The sequence below is a fragment of the Streptomyces parvulus genome, assembly GCF_014648855.1.
Lineage (GTDB): Bacteria > Actinomycetota > Actinomycetes > Streptomycetales > Streptomycetaceae > Streptomyces > Streptomyces parvulus.
Genome location: NZ_BMRX01000018.1, coordinates 1 through 19,552 on the forward strand (window position 1 = coordinate 1; position 19,552 = coordinate 19,552).

Annotated in this window: 19 protein-coding genes; 10 read left to right on the plus strand and 9 right to left on the minus strand. The window is 71.0% G+C overall.

The features are described 5' to 3' along the window. The coding region (locus IE108_RS29675; RefSeq protein ID WP_506410176.1) for a phosphoglucose isomerase-related protein at nt 1-320 on the plus strand (320 nt) is incomplete at its 5' end. A gap of 36 nt (nt 321-356) precedes the next feature. Here the strand turns inward: IE108_RS29675 and pgl are convergent. Genes pgl through tkt form a run of 5 tightly spaced genes read right to left on the minus strand, consistent with a single transcriptional unit; the run spans nt 357 to nt 6,952 of the window. Beyond that, on the minus strand, nt 357-1,142 hold the full coding sequence (gene pgl / locus IE108_RS29680; RefSeq protein ID WP_079163474.1) for a 6-phosphogluconolactonase: 786 nt from the start codon (nt 1,140-1,142) through the stop codon (nt 357-359). After that, a complete protein-coding gene (gene opcA, locus IE108_RS29685) occupies nt 1,139-2,188 on the minus strand; it encodes a glucose-6-phosphate dehydrogenase assembly protein OpcA (protein ID WP_064727302.1) in 1,050 nt (349 codons plus the stop codon). Before opcA ends, pgl begins: the two co-directional genes overlap by 4 nt. After that, a complete protein-coding gene (gene zwf / locus IE108_RS29690) occupies nt 2,185-3,708 on the minus strand; it encodes a glucose-6-phosphate dehydrogenase (RefSeq protein ID WP_064727301.1) in 1,524 nt (507 codons plus the stop codon). The genes opcA and zwf overlap by 4 nt, the downstream gene beginning before the upstream one ends. Nucleotides 3,709-3,711: 3 nt before the next feature. Next, complete coding sequence (tal, locus tag IE108_RS29695) at nt 3,712-4,830, minus strand: transaldolase (RefSeq protein ID WP_064727300.1); 1,119 nt, start codon at nt 4,828-4,830, stop codon at nt 3,712-3,714. 34 nt (nt 4,831-4,864) lie between these two features. Next, on the minus strand, nt 4,865-6,952 hold the full coding sequence (gene tkt / locus IE108_RS29700) for a transketolase (protein WP_064727299.1): 2,088 nt from the start codon (nt 6,950-6,952) through the stop codon (nt 4,865-4,867). 376 nt (nt 6,953-7,328) lie between these two features. On the opposite strand from tkt, the gene IE108_RS29705 reads away from it, so the two are divergent. The 3 genes from IE108_RS29705 to IE108_RS29715 all read left to right on the plus strand — a co-directional run bounded on the left by IE108_RS29705 (nt 7,329) and on the right by IE108_RS29715 (nt 9,960). After that, entirely contained in the window at nt 7,329-8,282 is a 954-nt protein-coding gene (locus IE108_RS29705) for a heme o synthase (RefSeq protein ID WP_079163473.1), read from the plus strand. Nucleotides 8,283-8,379: 97 nt separating this feature from the next. Beyond that, nucleotides 8,380-8,739 carry a hypothetical protein gene (locus tag IE108_RS29710; protein WP_064727297.1) on the plus strand — a complete coding sequence of 120 codons (360 nt, stop codon included), beginning with the start codon at nt 8,380-8,382 and terminating at the stop codon, nt 8,737-8,739. A gap of 84 nt (nt 8,740-8,823) precedes the next feature. Continuing rightward, nucleotides 8,824-9,960, plus strand: coding sequence for an amidohydrolase family protein (locus IE108_RS29715; RefSeq protein ID WP_064727295.1), 1,137 nt, complete (start codon nt 8,824-8,826; stop codon nt 9,958-9,960). Here the strand turns inward: IE108_RS29715 and IE108_RS29720 are convergent. From IE108_RS29720 to IE108_RS29735, 4 genes are all read right to left on the minus strand, one after another. Next, on the minus strand, nt 9,947-10,957 hold the full coding sequence (locus IE108_RS29720) for a COX15/CtaA family protein (RefSeq protein WP_064727293.1): 1,011 nt from the start codon (nt 10,955-10,957) through the stop codon (nt 9,947-9,949). The two genes, IE108_RS29715 and IE108_RS29720, sit on opposite strands and share 14 nt — an antisense overlap. A gap of 54 nt (nt 10,958-11,011) precedes the next feature. Beyond that, a complete protein-coding gene (locus IE108_RS29725; protein ID WP_064727292.1) occupies nt 11,012-11,785 on the minus strand; it encodes an ABC transporter permease in 774 nt (257 codons plus the stop codon). Further along, on the minus strand, nt 11,782-12,705 hold the full coding sequence (locus tag IE108_RS29730; RefSeq protein WP_064727290.1) for an ABC transporter ATP-binding protein: 924 nt from the start codon (nt 12,703-12,705) through the stop codon (nt 11,782-11,784). The genes IE108_RS29725 and IE108_RS29730 overlap by 4 nt, the downstream gene beginning before the upstream one ends. Nucleotides 12,706-12,831: 126 nt before the next feature. Beyond that, nucleotides 12,832-13,620 carry an AAC(3) family N-acetyltransferase gene (locus IE108_RS29735; protein ID WP_064727289.1) on the minus strand — a complete coding sequence of 263 codons (789 nt, stop codon included), beginning with the start codon at nt 13,618-13,620 and terminating at the stop codon, nt 12,832-12,834. A gap of 160 nt (nt 13,621-13,780) precedes the next feature. Here IE108_RS29735 and IE108_RS29740 point away from each other — a divergent pair, with 160 nt between their 5' ends. The 6 genes from IE108_RS29740 to IE108_RS29765 are packed head-to-tail and all read left to right on the plus strand — an operon-like array spanning nt 13,781 to nt 19,538. After that, nucleotides 13,781-14,539: a helix-turn-helix transcriptional regulator gene (locus IE108_RS29740; RefSeq protein ID WP_114531890.1), complete on the plus strand. Its 759-nt coding sequence runs from the start codon at nt 13,781-13,783 to the stop codon at nt 14,537-14,539. Further along, the gene (gene sufB / locus IE108_RS29745; RefSeq protein ID WP_003976894.1) at nt 14,536-15,957 is read left to right on the plus strand and encodes a Fe-S cluster assembly protein SufB; all 1,422 of its coding nucleotides are present in this window, start codon (nt 14,536-14,538) and stop codon (nt 15,955-15,957) included. Before IE108_RS29740 ends, sufB begins: the two co-directional genes overlap by 4 nt. Before the next feature lie 57 nt (nt 15,958-16,014). Beyond that, nucleotides 16,015-17,199, plus strand: a complete 1,185-nt coding sequence (sufD, locus tag IE108_RS29750) for a Fe-S cluster assembly protein SufD (RefSeq protein WP_064727286.1) — start codon at nt 16,015-16,017, stop codon at nt 17,197-17,199. Continuing rightward, the gene (locus tag IE108_RS29755; protein WP_064727285.1) at nt 17,196-17,513 is read left to right on the plus strand and encodes a non-heme iron oxygenase ferredoxin subunit; all 318 of its coding nucleotides are present in this window, start codon (nt 17,196-17,198) and stop codon (nt 17,511-17,513) included. Before sufD ends, IE108_RS29755 begins: the two co-directional genes overlap by 4 nt. A gap of 7 nt (nt 17,514-17,520) precedes the next feature. Beyond that, nucleotides 17,521-18,285 (plus strand): Fe-S cluster assembly ATPase SufC, encoded by a 765-nt coding sequence (gene sufC, locus IE108_RS29760; RefSeq protein WP_064727283.1) that lies wholly within the window; start codon nt 17,521-17,523, stop codon nt 18,283-18,285. Next, nucleotides 18,282-19,538, plus strand: coding sequence for a cysteine desulfurase (locus tag IE108_RS29765; protein WP_064727281.1), 1,257 nt, complete (start codon nt 18,282-18,284; stop codon nt 19,536-19,538). The genes sufC and IE108_RS29765 overlap by 4 nt, the downstream gene beginning before the upstream one ends. Nucleotides 19,539-19,552 lie beyond the last annotated feature (14 nt).

Here is a 19,552-nt window from a genome sequence, read left to right on the forward strand (position 1 = left end):
ACGAGGTGCGCGCCGAGGGGGTGCCGGAGGAACTCGTCCCGCACAAGACGTTCCGCGGCGACCACCCGACGACCACGATCCTCGCCACCGAGCTGACCCCGTCCGTCCTCGGGCAGCTGATCGCGCTGTACGAGCACAAGGTGTTCGTGCAGGGCGCCGTCTGGAACATCGACTCCTTCGACCAGTGGGGTGTCGAGCTGGGGAAGGTGCTCGCCAAGCGCGTCGAGCCCGCCCTGACCGAGGGCGCGGACGTGCCCGGCCTCGACGCCTCCACCTCGGCGCTGGTGGCGGCCTACCGGGAACTGCGCGGACGCGACTGAACGGGGGCGGTGGCCCGGTCGCCCGGGCCACCGCCGCTACGCCGACGCCGGCGGATACATGTCCCGCGGCAGCTGCGAAGCCGCCGCCGCGTCCAGGAGCCACAGCGTGCGGGCGCGGCCCCGCGCCCCTGCCGCCGGTGCCTGGATCTCGCCCGCGCCGGACAGGGCCATCGCGACAGCGTTCGCCTTGTCCTCGCCCGCCGCGAGCAGCCACACCTCGCGGGCCGCGCGGATGGCGGGCAGGGTGAGCGAGACGCGGATGGGCGGCGGCTTGGGCGAGCCGTGCACGCCGATCACCGTGCGCTCCGCCTCCCGGACGCCCGGGTGCTCCGGGAAGAGCGACGCCACGTGGGTGTCCGGGCCGACGCCCAGCAGCAGGACGTCGAAGGACGGCACCGCGGCGTGGTTCTCCGGGACGGACGCCTCGGCCAGCTCACGCGCGTACGAGGCGGCCGCCGCCTCCACGTCCGAGCCGTGCGGGCCGTCGGACGCCGGCATCGCGTGCACCCGCTTCGGGTCCAGCGGCACCGAGTCCAGCAGCGCCTCGCGCGCCTGGGTGACGTTGCGCTCCGGGTCGCCCTCCGGCAGGAAGCGCTCGTCCCCCCACCACAGGTCGAGACGGCTCCAGTCGACGGCGTCCCGCGCGGGGGACCCGGCGAGCGCGGCGAGCAGACCGTTGCCGTTGCGCCCGCCGGTGAGGACCACGGACGCGCTGCCCCGGGAGGCCTGCGCGTCCACGATCTTCGTGATCAGCCGGGCCGCGGCCGCCTCGGCCATCAGCTCCTTGTCGCGGTGCACCACCAGCTGAGGGGTCTCGCTCACTTCGCCGCCGCCTTCCTCACCGGTGTCTTCTCCTGCGCCGCGTCCTTCGCGCGGGCCTTCGCGACCGTCCCGACGGGCGCGGCGACGGCGCCTCCCCGGTCGCCGGACTCCCCTTTGGCCGGGGAGTTCAGCCGGTCCACCCCGTAGCGCAGCGCCGAGGCGTAGGTGTCGTCCGGGTCGAGGCGCCGCAGCTCCTCCGCGATCAGTTCGGCCGTGTCGCGGCGCTTGAGCGCCACCGCGCGGGACGGCTGTCCCTGGATCGACAGGTTGGCCAGCGACCCGTCGGCCCGGTCCAGGACGACCGGACCGCAGTCGGTGTCCATCCGGACCGCCGTCAGACCGGGACCGCTCGACGCGGAACGCTTGACCGGCACGTCCAGCCGGTCCGCCAGCCACATGGCCAGCAGCTCGCAGCTCGGGTTGAACTCCTCGCCCTCCACCTCGACCGCCTGCACCTGGCAGTCGACCTGGTCCAGGGCCGCCGCCAGCATGGAGCGCCACGGCGTGATGCGGGTCCAGGACAGGTCGGTGTCGCCCGGCGCGTAGGCGTCGGCCCGGGCCACCAGCTCCCGGATCGGCTCCTCGCAGGCGTAGGTGTCGGTGACCCGGCGCTGGGCGAGGGCGCCCAGCGGGTCCCGGGCCGGGTCCAGCGGCGCGTTCACCGGCCACCACACCACGACCGGTGCGTCCGGCAGCAGGAGCGGCAGGACCACCGACTGGGCGTGGTCGACGACGTCGCCGTACAGCCGCAGGACGATCGTCTCGCCGGTGCCCGCGTCGGCGCCCAGGCGCACCTCGGCGTCCAGCCGGGACCGGGTGCGGTCCCGGGGCGAGCGCGAGATGCGCCTGATGACGACCAGGGTGCGCGAGGGGTGCTCGTGCGCGGCGTCGCTCGCGGCCTTCAGCGCGTCGTAGGCGTTCTCCTCGTCGGTGACGATGACCAGGGTGAGCACCATGCCGATGGCCGGGGTGCCGATGGCCCGGCGGCCGAGGACCAGCGCCTTGTTGATCTTGCTGGCGGTGGTGTCCGTGAGATCCGTCTTCATGGGCGGCGCCAGCTCCGTCCGTCTCGCTCCAGCATGTCGTCCGCCTCGACGGGGCCCCAGGTGCCCGCCGGGTACTGGGCCGGCGTGCCGTGCTGGTCCCAGTACACCTCGATGGGGTCGAGGATCTTCCAGGACAGCTCGACCTCCTCCGTGCGCGGGAAGAGGTTCGCGTCGCCGAGCAGCACGTCCAGGATCAGGCGCTCGTACGCCTCCGGGCTGGACTCGGTGAAGGACTCGCCGTACGCGAAGTCCATGGAGACGTCCCGGATCTCCATCGAGGTGCCCGGCACCTTCGAGCCGAAGCGGACGGTGACGCCCTCGTCGGGCTGGACGCGGATGACGATCGCGTTCGAGCCCAGCTCCTCGGTGGCCGTCGTGTCGAAGGGGGAGTGCGGGGCCCGCTGGAAGACGACCGCGATCTCGGTGACGCGGCGGCCCAGGCGCTTGCCGGTGCGCAGGTAGAAGGGGACGCCCGCCCAGCGGCGGTTGTCGATGCCGACCTTGATCGCGGCGTAGGTGTCGGTCTTCGACTTGGGGTCGATGCCCTCTTCCTCCAGGTAGCCGACGGCCTTCTCGCCGCCCTGCCACCCGGCCGCGTACTGGGCGTGCACGGTGTCCCGGCCCAGGTCCTTGGGGAGCCGGACCGCGCCGAGCACCTTGGTCTTCTCGGCGGCCAGCGCGTCCGCGTCGAAGGAGGCGGGCTCCTCCATCGCGGTCAGCGCGAGCAGCTGGAGGAGGTGGTTCTGGATGACGTCGCGGGCGGCGCCGATGCCGTCGTAGTAGCCGGCCCGGCCGCCGATGCCGATGTCCTCGGCCATCGTGATCTGCACGTGGTCCACGTAGGACCGGTTCCAGATCGGCTCGAACATCGTGTTGGCGAAGCGCAGCGCCAGGATGTTCTGGACCGTTTCCTTGCCCAGGTAGTGGTCGATGCGGAAGACCTGGTCGGAGCCGAAGACCTCGTGGACGATGGCGTTCAGTTCCTCGGCCGACTTCAGGTCGTGGCCGAACGGCTTCTCGATCACCGCGCGGCGCCAGGAACCGCTGGACTGGTCGGCCAGCCCGTGCTTCTTCAGCTGCTGGATGACCACCGGGAAGGACTTCGGCGGCACCGAGAGGTAGAAGGCGAAGTTGCCGCCCGTCCCCTGGGCCTTGTCCAGCTCCTCGATGGTGCCGCGCAGCCGCTCGAAGGCCTCGTCGTCGTCGAAGGTGCCCTGGACGAAGCGCATCCCCTGGATGAGCTGCTGCCAGACCTCCTCGCGGAACGGCGTGCGGGAGTGTTCCTTGACGGCGTCGTGCACGACCTGGGCGAAGTCCTCGTGTTCCCAGTCGCGGCGGGCGAATCCGACGAGCGAGAAGCCCGGCGGCAGCAGACCCCGGTTGGCGAGGTCGTACACGGCGGGCATGAGCTTCTTGCGGGAGAGGTCGCCGGTGACGCCGAAGATGACCAGACCCGACGGCCCCGCGATGCGCGGGAGCCGTCGGTCTGCGGGGTCACGCAGCGGGTTGCTGCTTGACAATTCTCAGCCCTTCGAGGGAGCGAGGCGCTTGAGCTCCGCCTCCGTGGACTTGAGCAGGTCGTTCCAGGACGCCTCGAACTTCTCGACGCCCTCGTCCTCCAGGAGCTGCACCACCTCGTCGTAGGCGATCCCGAGCTTCTCGACCGCGTCGAGGTCGGCACGGGCCTGCTCGTAGGTGCCGGTGACGGTGTCGCCGGTGATCTCGCCGTGGTCCTCGGTGGCCAGCAGGGTGGCCTCCGGCATGGTGTTGACCGTGTTCGGCGCGACCAGGTCGGTGACGTACATGGTGTCGCTGTACGCCTTGTCCTTCACGCCGGTCGACGCCCACAGCGGACGCTGCTTGTTGGCGCCGGCCTTCTCCAGGGCCGCCCAGCGGTCGGTGGAGAACAGCTCCTCGTACGCCTGGTAGGCGAGGCGTGCGTTGGCGACGGCGGCCTTGCCGCGGGCGGCCTTGGCCTCGTCGGTGCCGAGCGCGTCGATCCGCTTGTCGATCTCGGTGTCCACGCGCGAGACGAAGAAGGACGCCACGGAGTGGATCTGCGAGAGGTCCAGGCCGCGCTCCTTGGCCTTCTCCAGGCCGGTCTGGAAGGCGTCCATGACCTTGCGGTAGCGCTCCAGCGAGAAGATCAGCGTGACGTTGACGCTGATGCCCAGACCGATGGTCTCGGCGATCGCCGGCAGGCCCGCCTCGGTGGCCGGGATCTTGATGAAGGTGTTCGGCCGGTCCACCAGCCAGGCCAGCTGCTTGGCCTCGGCGACCGTGGCGTGGGTGTTGTGCGCCAGGCGCGGGTCCACCTCGATGGAGACCCGGCCGTCCTTGCCGCCGGTGTTGTCGAAGACCGGGCGCAGGATGTCGGCGGCGTCGCGGACGTCCGCCGTGGTGATCATGCGGATGGCCTCTTCGACCGTGACCCCGCGCACCGCGAGGTCGGCGAGCTGCTGGTCGTAGCCGTCGCCCTGCGAGATCGCCTTCTGGAAGATCGACGGGTTGGTGGTGACGCCCACGACGTGCTGCTGGTCGATCAGCTCGGCGAGGTTGCCGGACGTGATCCGCTTGCGGGACAGGTCGTCCAGCCAGATCGCGACGCCTTCATCGGAGAGGCGCTTGAGTGCGTCTGTCATGGAAAATGCATCTCCTACGTGTCGTATACGGGCGTCAGCGCTGGGCCGCGGCGAGGGATTCCCGCGCGGCGTCGGCCACGTTCTCGGCAGTGAAGCCGAACTCCTTGAAGAGCACCTTGCCGTCCGCCGAGGCACCGAAGTGCTCCAGGGAAACGATGCGGCCGGCGTCTCCGACGTACTTGTGCCAGGTGAGGCCGATCCCGGCCTCCACCGCGACACGCGCGCGCACGGACGGGGGCAGGACGCTGTCCCGGTACCCCTGGTCCTGCTGCTCGAACCACTCCACGCACGGCATCGACACCACGCGCGTGGGCACGCCGTCGGCCTGGAGCCGCTCGCGGGCCTCCACGGCGACGTGGACCTCGGAGCCGGTGGCGACGAGCACGACCTCGGCGTCGCCGCCCTCGGCCTCGAACAGCACGTAGCCGCCCTTGGCCGCGTCGTCGTCGGGCTCGTACGTCGGCACGCCCTGGCGGGTCAGCGCCAGACCGTGCGGCTGGCCCTTGCCGAACTCCTTCGTCCAGCGGCGCAGGATCTCGCGCCAGGCGATCGCCGTCTCGTTGGCGTCCGCCGGGCGGACCACGTTCAGGCCCGGGATGGCGCGCAGCGAGGCCAGGTGCTCGACCGGCTGGTGGGTCGGGCCGTCCTCACCGAGACCGATGGAGTCGTGCGTCCAGACGTACGTCACCGGCAGGTGCATCAGCGCCGACAGGCGCACGGCGTTGCGCATGTAGTCGGAGAAGACCAGGAACGTTCCGCCGTAGATGCGGGTGTTGCCGTGCAGCGCGATGCCGTTCATCTCCGCGGCCATCGCGTGCTCGCGGATGCCGAAGTGGATGGTGCGGCCGTACGGGTCCGCCTCGGGCAGCGGGTTGCCCGCGGGGAGGAAGGACGACATCTTGTCGATCGTCGTGTTGTTCGAGCCGGCCAGGTCGGCCGAGCCGCCCCACAGCTCGGGCACGAACGCGCCCAGCGCCTGGAGCACCTTGCCGGACGCGGCGCGGGTGGCGACACCCTTGCCCGTCTCGAAGACCGGGATCTTCTCCTCCCAGCCCTTGGGCAGCTCGCCCCGGGCGACGCGCTCGTACTCGGCGGCGCGGTCGGGGTTGTTGTCCCGCCACTGCTGGAAGGCCTTCTCCCACACGGCACGGGCCGCCCGGCCGCGCTCCAGGGCGCCGCGGGTGTGCTCGATGACCTCGTCGGAGACCTCGAAGGACTTCTCCGGGTCGAAGCCCAGGACGCGCTTGGTGGCCGCGACCTCGTCGTCGCCGAGCGCCGAGCCGTGGGCCGCCTCGGTGTTCTGCGCGTTCGGGGCGGGCCAGGCGATGATCGAGCGCATGGCGATGAAGGACGGCCGGTCGGTGACCTTCTTGGCCGCCTCGATGGCGTCGTAGAGCGCGTTCGGGTCCAGGTCCCCGTCCGGCTTCGGGGCGACGCGCTGCACGTGCCAGCCGTACGCCTCGTAGCGCTTGCAGGTGTCCTCGGAGACGGCGGTCTCCGTGTCGCCCTCGATCGAGATGTGGTTGTCGTCCCACAGCAGGACCAGGTTGCCGAGCTTCTGGTGGCCCGCGAGGGAGGACGCCTCGGAGGAGATGCCCTCCTGGAGGCAGCCGTCACCGGCGATGCAGTAGATGAAGTGGTCGAACGGGGAGGTGCCCTCGGGGGCCTCCGGGTCGAACAGGCCGCGCTCGTAGCGGGCGGCCATCGCCATGCCCACCGCGTTGGCGACACCCTGGCCCAGCGGACCGGTCGTCGTCTCCACGCCCGTGGTGTGGCCGTACTCGGGGTGCCCGGGGGTCTTGGAGCCCCAGGTGCGGAAGGACTCCAGGTCCGCCAGCTCCAGGCCGAAGCCCGCCAGGTACAGCTGGGTGTAGAGGGTCAGGGACGAGTGGCCGGCGGACAGCACGAAGCGGTCGCGCCCGACCCAGTTCGCGTCGGCGGGGTCGTGCCGCATCACCTTCTGGAAGAGGGTGTAGGCGGCGGGCGCCAGGCTCATCGCCGTACCCGGATGGCCGTTGCCAACCTTCTGTACGGCATCGGCGGCCAGGACGCGGGCGGTGTCCACGGCCCGCTGATCCAGTTCGGTCCACTCGAGGTCTGTGGTGGTCGGCTTGGTGCTCACCCTGAGTCAGGGCTCCTCTCCACATGTCGGATGCCGGTGCGCGTGGGCGCCCACCGGCTGCCGGCGCGTCCGTGAGACCGGCCGGCCGCTGTCGAGCCTACCCCCGTAAGTACGTGCGTTTTTCCGCTGGAAACCAGACTGCCGGGACTCTTCTCGATCCGCCTGTCGACTGGGCGAAACCGCATTCGGCATGTGAATACGGCGCCGCTCATCTGACCGCTCAATCGACTCTCCGAACGCACGTCGGAGCACCTCTCCCAACACGACCCCACCCCCGCGAAGGCCGAGGTACGGCCAACGTCTAAAGTGGCGTGGTACGCGCGAGCCTTTACCGCCACTTCACACGGGGAGGCTTGCTGGGATGTCTCTGTCAGGGGTGTGCGTGACGGCCGTTGAATCCCGTCCTGCGGGGGTTATCGGGACGAACCAGAGCCCGAGTCACCGGCCGTTCGGGGCCCGTGTCAAGGCGTTCGTGGCGCTGACCAAGCCGCGGATCATCGAGCTTCTGCTGATCACCACCGTTCCGGTGATGTTCCTCGCCGAACAGGGTGTTCCGGACCTGGGACTGGTGCTGCTGACGTGTGTCGGCGGCTATCTCTCGGCCGGCGGCGCCAACGCGCTCAACATGTACATCGACCGCGACATCGACGCGCTGATGGACCGCACCTCGCAGCGCCCGCTGGTGACCGGCATGGTCAGCCCGGTGGAATGCCTCGTCTTCGGCATCACCCTGGCGGTCGTCTCCACGCTGCTCTTCGGCCTCACCGTCAACTGGCTGTCGGCCTGGCTCTCGCTCGGCGCGCTCCTCTTCTACGTCGTCGTCTACACGATGATCCTCAAGCGCCGCACCTCGCAGAACATCGTCTGGGGCGGCATCGCCGGCTGCCTGCCGGTGCTCATCGGCTGGTCGGCCGTGACCGACTCGATGTCCTGGGCGCCGATCATCCTCTTCGGGGTGATGTTCTTCTGGACGCCGCCGCACTACTGGCCGCTGTCCATGAAGGTCAAGGAGGACTACGCGCGCGTGGGCGTGCCGATGCTCCCGGTCATCGCCTCCAACAAGGTCGTCGCCCGGCAGATCGTCATCTACAGCTGGGTGATGGTCGCGGTGTCGCTGCTGCTGACGCCGCTCGGCTACACCGGCTGGTTCTACACCGCCGTCGCCCTGCTGGCGGGCGGCATGTGGCTCTGGGAGGCGCACGGGCTCCAGAACCGCGCCAAGGCCGAGGTCACGGGCGGCAAGCTCAAGGAGATGCGGCTCTTCCACTGGTCGATCACCTACGTGTCGGTGCTCTTCCTCGCCATCGCGGTGGACCCCTTCCTGCGCTGACCGCCCCTGCGCGGACCGTCCGACGGGCGGGGTGCGTGGCCCATGCCACGCACCCCGCCCGTCGCCGTTCGATCTACCCGTCGGTAGCATCCTGGTCATGGCAGACACGCAGCAGGTGGACACGCAGCAGGGGGAGGCGAAGGCCGACCGCCGCACCGAGCGCCGGGTGGCGCGCCTCGCCCGGTCGATCGACTCCTTCTCCAAGGCGCACGGCGGCGCCGAGGCCCAGGTGGCCTACCTCGGTGAGCGCGGCGCCCGGATCGTCCTCGTGGGCGAGGACGGCGCTTGGGGAGACCTGGTCGCGCGCTCGCACGAGACGGCCCGGCTGGCCGTGGAGAAGTCCGGGCTGACCGTCCACGAGGACTTCGACGGCGAGTTCGCCGCCAAGGTGACGACGGGCCGCTACGAGTGGTCGCGGATGGCCGGCATCCAGGTCGGCGGCCCGAGCAACACCTGAGACCGGGTTCACCCGTTAGGACCGTAGGAAGCCGTACGGCGCACGAGCCGCGACGGCCCGCGGTCCCGTCACGGGGGAGTCCGGATGATCGAAACGCCGTCCCTGGTGGACCAGTACTGCCACGGCGTCCTGAGAACCGAGCTGGGCCTCGGCACCTTCGAGGCCCAGCTGGCCCGCACCGAGGGACCGCCCGCCCCGGGCACCACCCTCTTCGACACGCAGACCGGCTTCGCGGTACGCCGCTGGTGCCCGCCCCTGCTCGGCCTGGAACCGCACTGCGCGCCCGCCCGCTACCTGGCCCGGCGCCGCGAGCTGGGCGTCATGGAGGCCGACCGCCGGCTGCTGCGCGGCAGCGGCATCACCACCTACCTGGTGGACGCGGGGCTGCCCGGCGACCTGACCGGACCGGGGGAGATGGCGTCCGCCGCGGACGCCGAGGCCCACGAGATCGTGCGCCTGGAACTGCTGGCCGAGCAGGTCGCCGACACCTCCGGCACCGTCGAGTCCTTCCTCGCCAACCTCGCCGAGGCCGTGCACGGCGCCGCCGCGGGCGCCGTCGCCTTCACCTCGGTCGCGGGCGTACGGCACGGACTCGCGCTCGCCCCGGAACCACCCGGCCCCGGTGAGGTGCGCGGCGCCGCCGGGCGCTGGCTGTCCGGGCGCGAGGTGGGCGGGGAGCTGAGCGACCCGGTGCTGCTGCGGCACCTGCTCTGGATCGCCGTCGCCTCCGGACTGCCGCTCCAGCTGCACGCGGGCCTCGGCGAGCCGGGCCTGCGCATCGACCGCACCGACCCGGTCCTGCTCACGGACTTCGTCCGGGCCACCGCGGGCCTCGGCACCGACCTGGTCCTGCTGCACGGCTACCCGTACCACCGCCACGCCGCCCACCTGGCCGGCGTCTTCCCGCACGTCTACGCCGACTCGGGCGCCGCCCTGGTGCGCACCGGCGCGCGGGCCGCGACGGTGCTCGCGGAGATCCTGGAGCTGGCGCCCTTCGGCAAGATCCTGTTCTCCAGCGGCGCCCAGGGGCTGCCCGAGCTGCACGTGGTGGCAGCCCGGCTGTTCCGCGAGGCCCTCGGCCGGGTGCTGGGCACCTGGGTGGCCGAGGGGGCGTGGGCCCTGGGGGACGCCCAGCGGGTGGCGGCCATGATCGCGTCGGGGAACGCCGGCCGGGTCTACGGCCTGGAGCCGGTCCCGGCGGGCGCGGTCAGGCCCGGCTGAGCGTCGCCTCCGCCGAGGGCCCCGGCACCCCGGCCGCCGGCTCCCACGCCCGCTCGCGCAGCGCCAGCACCACCCGAAGGACGCCGATCCACACCAGGCACGAGCCGAGCATGTGCAGTCCGACCAGGACCTCGGGCAGGTCGGTGAAGTACTGGACGTAGCCGATGACGCCCTGGGCCAGCAGCACCAGGAACAGATCGCGGGTACGGGACAGCGGGCCCTTGGGCGCGTCGACCGCCTTCAGCACGAACCACAGGGCGAACGTCAGCGTCACCACGATCCACGCCAGCACGGCGTGCGCCTTGCTCACCGTCTCCCAGTCGACCGGCATCCGCTCGACCTCGCTGGAGTCGCCCGCGTGCGGACCGGCGCCGGTGACCACCGTGCCGACCGCGATCAGCAGCACGGAGACGACGGTCAGCACCCACACCATCTGCTGCACGGGCCGCCCGACCAGGGGCCGCGGCGCCGCGTCGCCCTCCCGGGTGCGCTGCCACATCACGGTGGCGACCGCGATCAGCGCGCTGGACAGCAGGAAGTGCGCGGCGACCGTGTACGGGTTGAGTCCGACGAGCACCACGATGCCGCCGAGGATCGCGTTGCCCATCACGATCCAGAACTGCGCCCAGCCCAGCCGGGTCAGGGAGCGCCGGAACGGCTTCTGCGACCGCGCGGCGATGATCGCCCAGCCGACCGCCGCGCAGAGCACGTACGTCAGCATGCGGTTGCCGAACTCGATGGCGCCGTGGACGCCCATCTCACTGGTGTTGGTGAGCGAGTCGTCGGTGCACTTGGGCCAGGTCGGGCAGCCGAGTCCCGAGCCGGTCAGGCGCACCGCGCCGCCGGTGACCACGATGACCACCGACATGATCAGGGCGACGAGGGCCGCCCGCCGGACGGTCCGGGGATCCGGGGTCCAGCGCGCGGCGATGAAGGCGAGCGGGTTGCGCACGGCGGCTGCGGCGTCGGCGCGGGTCACGTTTGGCACGCCGTCCATCGTAGGGGTCCGCTTGTGCACGCTTTCACGAGGGTCCGTCCGGGACGCACGGCCCTACTCCCAGCGGAAGAACTTCCCGGCGGCCGCGAGCCCGGCGACCGCCCACACGGCGAGGATCCCCAGGTCCCCCCACGGCATCCCGGCACCGTGCTGGAGCACGTCCCGCAGCCCGTCCGACAAGGCGGAGATGGGCAGCAGCCCCAGCACGGCCTGGGCCGCGTCCGGGAACCTGTCCAGGGGCACGATCACCCCGCCGCCCACGAGCAGCAGCAGGAAGACCAGGTTGGCGGCGGCCAGCGTGGCCTCCGCCTTCAGCGTGCCCGCCATGAGCAGCCCGAGCCCGGAGAAGGCGGCGGTGCCCGCGACCAGGAGCAGCAGCACGGCTGCCGGGTTGCCGTGCGGCGACCAGCCCAGGGCCAGCGCGATCACCGTCAGCAGCACGATCTGGAGCACCTCGGTGACCAGCACCGACATCGTCTTCGCGGCCATCAGGGCCCAGCGGGGGAGCGGCGAGGCGGCGAGCCGCTTCAGCACCCCGTACCGGCGCTCGAAGCCGGTGGCGATGGCCTGCCCGGTGAACGCCGTGGACATGACGGCGAGCGCGAGCACGCCGGGGGCGAGGAAGTCGACCGCGTCCTCGGTGCCGGTGTCGACGACGTCCACGGTGCTGAACAGGACGAGCAGCAGCGTCGGGATGATCACCGTCAGCAGCAGCTGCTCGCCGTTGCGCAGCAGCATCCGCGTCTCCAGCGCCGCCTGGGCCGCGATCATGCGCCCGAGGGGGGCGGCGCCGGGCTTGGGCGCGTACGGGCCCGTGGTCGTCGTCATGAGCGCAGTTCCTTGCCGGTCAGCTCCAAGAACACGTCCTCCAGGGTGTGCCGCTCCACCGAGATGCGGTCCGGCATCACCCCGTGCTGGGCGCACCAGGAGGTCACCGTCGCGAGCAGTTGGGGGTCGACCTTGCCGATGACGCGGTAGGAGCCCGGCGTCAGCTCCGCCGCCGCCGAGTCCGGGGGCAGCGCCTTGAGCAGGGACGCCACGTCCAGTCCCGGCCGGCCGGTGAACCGCAGGGTGTTCTCGGCGCCGCCGCGGCACAGCTCCTCGGGCGAGCCCTGGGCGATGACCCGGCCCGCGTCGATGATGGCGACGTCGTCGGCCAGCTGCTCGGCCTCGTCCATGTGGTGCGTCGTGAGGATGACGGAGACGCCGTCGCCGCGCAGGTCGCGCACGAGGTCCCAGGTGGCGCGGCGGGCCTGGGGGTCGAGCCCGGCGGTCGGCTCGTCCAGGAAGACCAGCTCCGGGCGCCCGACCACGGCCATCGCGAGGGCGAGCCGCTGCTGCTGCCCGCCGGAGAGCCTGCGGTACGTCGTCCGGCCGCAGGAACCCAGGCCGAGCCGCTCGACCAGCGCGGCGACGTCCAGCGGGTGGGCGTGCAGCTTCGCGACGTGGCGCAGCATCTCCTCGGCCCGGGCGCCGGAGTAGACGCCGCCCGACTGGAGCATCACGCCGATCCGGGGCCGCAGCTCGGCGCCCTGCCGCACCGGGTCGAGGCCCAGGACGCGCACGGTCCCGGAGTCCGGCCTGCGGTATCCCTCGCAGGTCTCGACCGTCGTCGACTTGCCGGCCCCGTTGGGACCGAGCACGGCGGTCACCCCCGCCCCGGCCACCAGGTCCAGGCCGTCCACCGCGGTCTTCGTGCCGTACCGCTTCACCAGGGCCTGCACCTGGACCACGGGCTCGCTTCGCATGGGTCACGAGTCTAGGTAGGCGGCGGAACTGTCCGGCGCGGGGGTGCGGGATCTCCCCCGCAAGGGGTGGGGGCCGGTGTGGCGTCCTGGAACGTGGGTGCCGCGAGGAGCCCGCCCGGCGGGGCCTCAGTCGCGCGGGCGGTGCAGCGGCAGCCACCGTTCGGCGTAGGCGACCGCGTCCGCGAGGGGGAACAGGCGGGCGGGGGCCGCGCCGAGGGTGGCGCGCATGACCGGCCGGTCGCGTTCGAAGTCGTGGCCCAGCTCGTCGAAGCGGTCCGAGGTGATCGACACCTCGGTCACCCGCTCCCAGCCCACGACTCCCGGGCGCCCCACCTCCACCAGCGGGGAGGGCGTGCGGTACTCGGCGAGGTGGAACGCGGTGCACGCCTCGTAGCCGGCGCCCAGCAGCAGGACGCGGGCGCCGAGCCGCTCCAGCACGGCCAGCGGGCTGCGCTCGCCGAGCCGGCAGTCGGTCGCGTGGTCCGCGACCACCTCGGCGGCGCGTGCCCCGAGGGCGGCGAACGAGGTCTGCGGATGCGCGCTGCGCCGGGCGCCCGGCCAGGTGCGCACGGTCTCCGGGACCACCCCGACGCCGCGCGAGGGCGTGATCAGCGGGTCGTAGGGCGGCGTGGCGGCGCGCACGGTGTCCCACCACTCCTCGGGCACCGGGGGACTGGTCCACAGGGCCGGGTCCGAGAGGTCGCCGGTCTGGGTCGGGACCACCAGCGTGCCGCTCGGACCGAGGGCGTCGAGCAGTCCCTGGACGACTGCGACGGGCCCGCCGCAGACCCAGCCGAGTGAGCTGAGGGAGGTGTGCGCGAGGAGCGTGTCGCCGGTCCGCACACCCAGTTCGCGCAGCCCCGCGGCGATCGTGCCGCGGGTGACGAGTGGGCCGGTCGGAGGGGGTGTGGGCATGCCGGGGAGTGTCCCGCAGGGCCGCTCGGAACGCCAGCGAATTGATCGATCAAAGATCGTTTCCGCAGGTCAGATTAGGTATACCTAAGTGACGCAGGGCACCGTCCGAAGATCCGGACGCGGCTTGCCCGGTTCCGAGGAATTACGCAACAATGGCGTTGTGAAAAACGTTGGCGAGGCTCCGCAGGAGGAACTCGCGACCGGTGAGCGGTCCACCCGCAACCGCGTCGCGCGCTCCGTCCTGGACCACGGGCCGTCCACCGTCGCCGAGCTCGCCGGGCGTCTGGGGCTCACCCAGGCCGCCGTCCGGCGCCACCTCGACGCGCTGGTCGCCGACGACGTGGTGGAGGCCCGCGAGCAGCGGGTCTACGGCACGCGCACGCGTGGCCGGCCCGCCAAGGTCTTCGCGCTCACCGACTGCGGCCGCGACGCCTTCGACCAGTCGTACGACAAGCTGGCCGTCGACGCCATGCGCTGGATCGCCGAGCGGGAGGGCGGGGAGCAGGCGATCGCCGCCTTCGCCCGCGCCCGGATCGCCGCCCAGGCGGGCGCGTACCGCAAGGCGGTCGAGGCCGCCCCGCCCGAGAAGCGCACCGAAGCGCTGGCCAGGGCCCTGAGCGCGGACGGGTACGCTGCTACCGCGCGGAACGCACCCCACCCCCAGCAGGGCGAGCAGCTGTGCCAGCACCACTGCCCGGTCGCCCATGTCGCAGAGCAGTTTCCGCAGCTGTGCGAGGCGGAGACGGAATTTTTCGCCGAGCTGCTCGGTACGCATGTACAGCGGCTCGCGACCATCGCCCACGGCGACGGGGTCTGCACCACGTTCATTCCGAAGACTTCGCACGCGCCGGACACGGCGCACGCGTCCACGAACACCGCTAACGCATCTGCAAGCACGGCCGGGAGGAACCCCGCATGACTCTCCCCACGGAGACTGCCCACCCCGAGCTCGAGGGCCTGGGCAAGTACGAATACGGCTGGGCCGACTCCGACACGGCCGGCGCCTCTGCCAAGCGCGGCATCAACGAGGACGTCGTCCGCGACATCTCCGCGAAGAAGAACGAGCCGGAGTGGATGACCAAGCTCCGCCTCAAGGGCCTGCGCCTCTTCGAGAAGAAGCCCATGCCGAACTGGGGCTCGGACCTGTCGGGCATCGACTTCGACAACATCAAGTACTTCGTGCGCTCCACGGAGAAGCAGGCGGAGTCCTGGGAGGACCTGCCCGAGGACATCAAGAACACCTACGACAAGCTCGGCATCCCCGAGGCGGAGAAGCAGCGCCTCGTCGCCGGTGTCGCCGCGCAGTACGAGTCGGAGGTCGTCTACCACCAGATCCGCGAGGACCTGGAGGAGCAGGGCGTCATCTTCCTCGACACCGACACGGCCCTGAAGGAGCACCCGGAGCTCTTCAAGGAGTACTTCGGCACCGTCATCCCCGTCGGCGACAACAAGTTCGCCTCGCTGAACAGCGCGGTGTGGTCCGGCGGCTCCTTCATCTACGTGCCGAAGGGCGTCCACGTCGAGATCCCGCTCCAGGCCTACTTCCGTATCAACACGGAGAACATGGGCCAGTTCGAGCGGACCCTGATCATCGTCGACGAGGGTGCCTACGTGCACTACGTCGAGGGCTGCACCGCGCCGATCTACAAGTCGGACTCGCTGCACTCCGCGGTCGTCGAGATCATCGTCAAGAAGAACGCCCGCTGCCGCTACACGACCATCCAGAACTGGTCGAACAACGTCTACAACCTGGTCACCAAGCGCGCCGTGGCGTACGAGGGCGCGACCATGGAGTGGATCGACGGCAACATCGGCTCCAAGGTGACGATGAAGTACCCGGCCGTCTACCTGATGGGCGAGCACGCCAAGGGCGAGACCCTGTCCATCGCCTTCGCGGGCGAGGGCCAGCACCAGGACGCCGGCTCCAAGATGGTCCACATGGCGCCGAACACGTCCTCGAACATCGTCTCGAAGTCCGTGGCGCGCGGCGGCGGCCGCACCTCCTACCGCGGTCTCGTCGAGATCGGCGAGGGCGCCCACGGCTCCAAGTCGAACGTCCTCTGCGACGCGCTGCTCGTCGACACCATCTCCCGCTCCGACACGTACCCCTACGTGGACGTCCGCGAGGACGACGTGTCCATGGGCCACGAGGCGACCGTCTCCAAGGTCTCCGAGGACCAGCTCTTCTACCTGATGAGCCGCGGCCTGAGCGAGTTCGAGGCGATGGCGATGATCGTGCGCGGCTTCGTCGAGCCGATCGCCAAGGAGCTGCCCATGGAGTACGCCCTGGAGCTCAACCGGCTGATCGAGCTGCAGATGGAAGGCGCGGTCGGCTGAGACCCGCCCCCAGCAGTCGCCAGATTTCTGACGTAGGAAGAGAGCAGACCGACAGCCATGGCTGAGGCTCAGAACATCCCCGTGGGATCCACCACCGCGGGCCAGATCGCGGTGGCCGCCGAGTCGACCGTCGCCACGCGCATGAGCGCGCCCGCGTCCTTCGACGTGGCGGACTTCCCGGTCCCCCACGGCCGCGAGGAGGAGTGGCGCTTCACGCCGCTGGAGCGGCTGCGCGGGCTGCACGACGGCACCGCGGTCGCCACCGGCGACGGCGTGCGGGTCGACGTCGAGGCGCCCGAGGGCGTCGTCGTCGAGACCGTCGGCCGCGACGACGCGCGCATCGGCCGGGCCGGCACCCCCGTGGACCGGGTCGCCGCCCAGGCGTACTCGGCCTTCGAGAAGGCCGGCGTGATCACCGTCCCCAAGGAGACGGTCCTCACCGAGCCGATCCGCATCGCCGTGCACGGCGAGGGCGGCACCGCCTACGCCCACCAGGTCGTCGAGCTGGGCGCCTTCGCCGAGGCCGTGGTCGTCATCGACCACACCGGTGACGCGCTCCTGGCCGCCAACGTCGACTACGTCCTGGGCGACGGCGCCAAGCTGACCGTCGTCTCCGTCCAGGACTGGGACGACAAGGCCGTGCACGTCGGCCAGCACAACGCGCTGATCGGCCGCGACGCCGGCTTCAAGTCGTTCGTCGTCACCTTCGGCGGCGACCTGGTCCGGCTGCACCCGCGCGTCGCCTACGCGGGCCCCGGCGGCGAGGCGGAGCTGTTCGGCCTCTACTTCACCGACGCCGGCCAGCACCAGGAGCACCGCCTCCTGGTCGACCACAACGTCCCGCACTGCAAGTCGAACGTCGTCTACAAGGGCGCGCTCCAGGGCGACGACGCGCACGCGGTCTGGATCGGTGACGTGCTCATCGAGGCCAAGGCCGAGGGCACCGACACCTACGAGATGAACCGCAACCTCGTCCTCACCGACGGCGCGCGGGTCGACTCGGTCCCCAACCTGGAGATCGAGACCGGCGAGATCGTCGGCGCCGGCCACGCCTCCGCCACCGGCCGCTTCGACGACGAGCAGCTCTTCTACCTGATGGCGCGCGGCATCCCCGAGATCGACGCCCGCCGCCTGGTGGTCCGCGGCTTCTTCGCCGAACTGGTCCAGCAGATCGGTGTCCCGGACATCGAGGAGCGCCTGATCGCCAAGATCGAGGAAGAGCTGGAGGCGTCGGTCGCATGACGTTCGTACGCGTCTGCGGAGCGGACGAGCTGGAGGAGGACACCCCCAAGCGGGTGGAACTCGACGGCACGCCCATCTCCGTCGTGCACACCGAGGGCGAGCTGTTCGCGATCCACGACATCTGCTCGCACGCGAACGTCTCGCTGGCCGAGGGCGAGGTCGACGACTGCCACATCGAGTGCTGGCTGCACGGCTCGCGCTTCGACCTCCGGTCCGGCAAGCCCGACAGTCTTCCGGCGACGCGCCCCGTCCCCGTATACCCCGTAAAGATCGAAGGGGACGACGTGCTCGTCTCCCTCACCCAGGAGTCCTGAGGCACCCATGGCAACGCTTGAAATCCGAGACCTGCACGTCACCGTCGAGGCCGACAACGCCACGAAGGAGATCCTCAAGGGCGTCGACCTCACCGTGAAGCAGGGCGAGACGCACGCCATCATGGGCCCGAACGGCTCCGGCAAGTCGACCCTCGCCTACTCCCTCGCGGGTCACCCCAAGTACACGATCACCAGCGGCACCGTCCTGCTCGACGGCGAGGACGTGCTGGAGATGTCCGTGGACGAGCGCGCCCGCGCCGGCCTCTTCCTCGCCATGCAGTACCCGGTCGAGGTCCCCGGCGTCTCGGTCTCCAACTTCCTGCGCACCTCCGCCACCGCCGTCCGCGGCGAGGCCCCCAAGCTGCGCACCTGGGTGAAGGAGGTCAAGGAGGCCATGGAGCGCCTCAACATGGACCCCGCCTTCGCCGAGCGCAACGTCAACGAGGGCTTCTCCGGCGGTGAGAAGAAGCGCCACGAGATCCTCCAGCTGGAACTGCTCAAGCCGAAGGTCGCGATCCTCGACGAGACCGACTCCGGCCTCGACGTCGACGCCCTGCGCGTCGTCTCCGAGGGCGTCAACCGCGTCCGCGAGACCGGTGAGGTGGGCACCCTGCTGATCACCCACTACACGCGCATCCTGCGCTACATCAAGCCCGACCACGTCCACGTCTTCGCCAACGGCCGCATCGCCGAGTCCGGCGGCCCCGAGCTGGCCGACAAGCTGGAGGCCGAGGGCTACGAGGCATACACGAAGGGCGGCGCATCCGAGTGACACAGCTGCCGGGCCTCCTCGACACCGAGGCGATCCGCAAGGACTTCCCCATCCTGGACCGCCAGGTCCACGACGGGCGCAAGATCGTCTACCTGGACAACGCGGCGACCAGCCAGAAGCCGCGACAGGTGCTGGACGCGCTCAGCGAGTACTACGAGCGCTACAACGCCAACGTCCACCGCGGCGTGCACGTCCTCGCCGAGGAGGCCACGGCGCTGTACGAGGGCGCGCGGGACAAGGTCGCGGAGTTCATCAACGCGCCCTCCCGCGACGAGGTGATCTTCACCAAGAACGCCTCGGAGTCCCTCAACCTCGTCGCCAACATGCTGGGCTGGGCCGACGACCCGTACCGCGTGGACCACGAGACCGAGATCGTCATCACGGAGATGGAGCACCACTCCAACATCGTGCCGTGGCAGCTGCTCGCGCAGCGCACCGGTGCGAAGCTCCGCTGGTTCGGCCTGACCGACGACGGCCGCCTCGACCTGTCCAACATCGACGAGGTCATCAACGAGAAGACGAAGATCGTCTCCTTCGTGCTGGTCTCCAACATCCTGGGCACCCAGAACCCGGTCGAGGCGATCGTGCGCCGCGCCCAGGAGGTCGGCGCGCTGGTCTGCGTCGACGCCTCCCAGGCCGCGCCGCACATGCCGCTGGACGTGCAGGCCCTCCAGGCCGACTTCGTGGCCTTCACCGGCCACAAGATGTGCGGCCCGACCGGCATCGGCGTCCTGTGGGGCCGCCAGGAGCTGCTGGAGGACCTGCCGCCGTTCCTCGGCGGCGGCGAGATGATCGAGACCGTCTCGATGCACTCCTCGACGTACGCCCCGGCACCGCACAAGTTCGAGGCGGGCACCCCGCCGATCGCCCAGGCGGTCGGTCTGGGCGCGGCGATCGACTACCTCGGCTCCATCGGCATGGACCGGATCCTCGCGCACGAGCACGCGCTGACCGAGTACGCGGTCAAGCGGCTGCTCGAGGTCCCCGACCTGCGCATCATCGGCCCCACCACGGCCGAGGAGCGCGGCGCGGCGATCTCCTTCACGCTGGGGGACATCCACCCCCACGACGTGGGCCAGGTCCTCGACGAACAGGGCATCGCGGTCCGGGTGGGCCACCACTGCGCCCGCCCCGTCTGCCTGCGGTACGGAATTCCTGCGACCACCCGAGCGTCGTTCTATCTGTACTCCACGCCGGCCGAGATCGACGCCCTGGTCGACGGTCTGGAGCACGTACGGAACTTCTTCGGCTGACGGGACGAGCGACG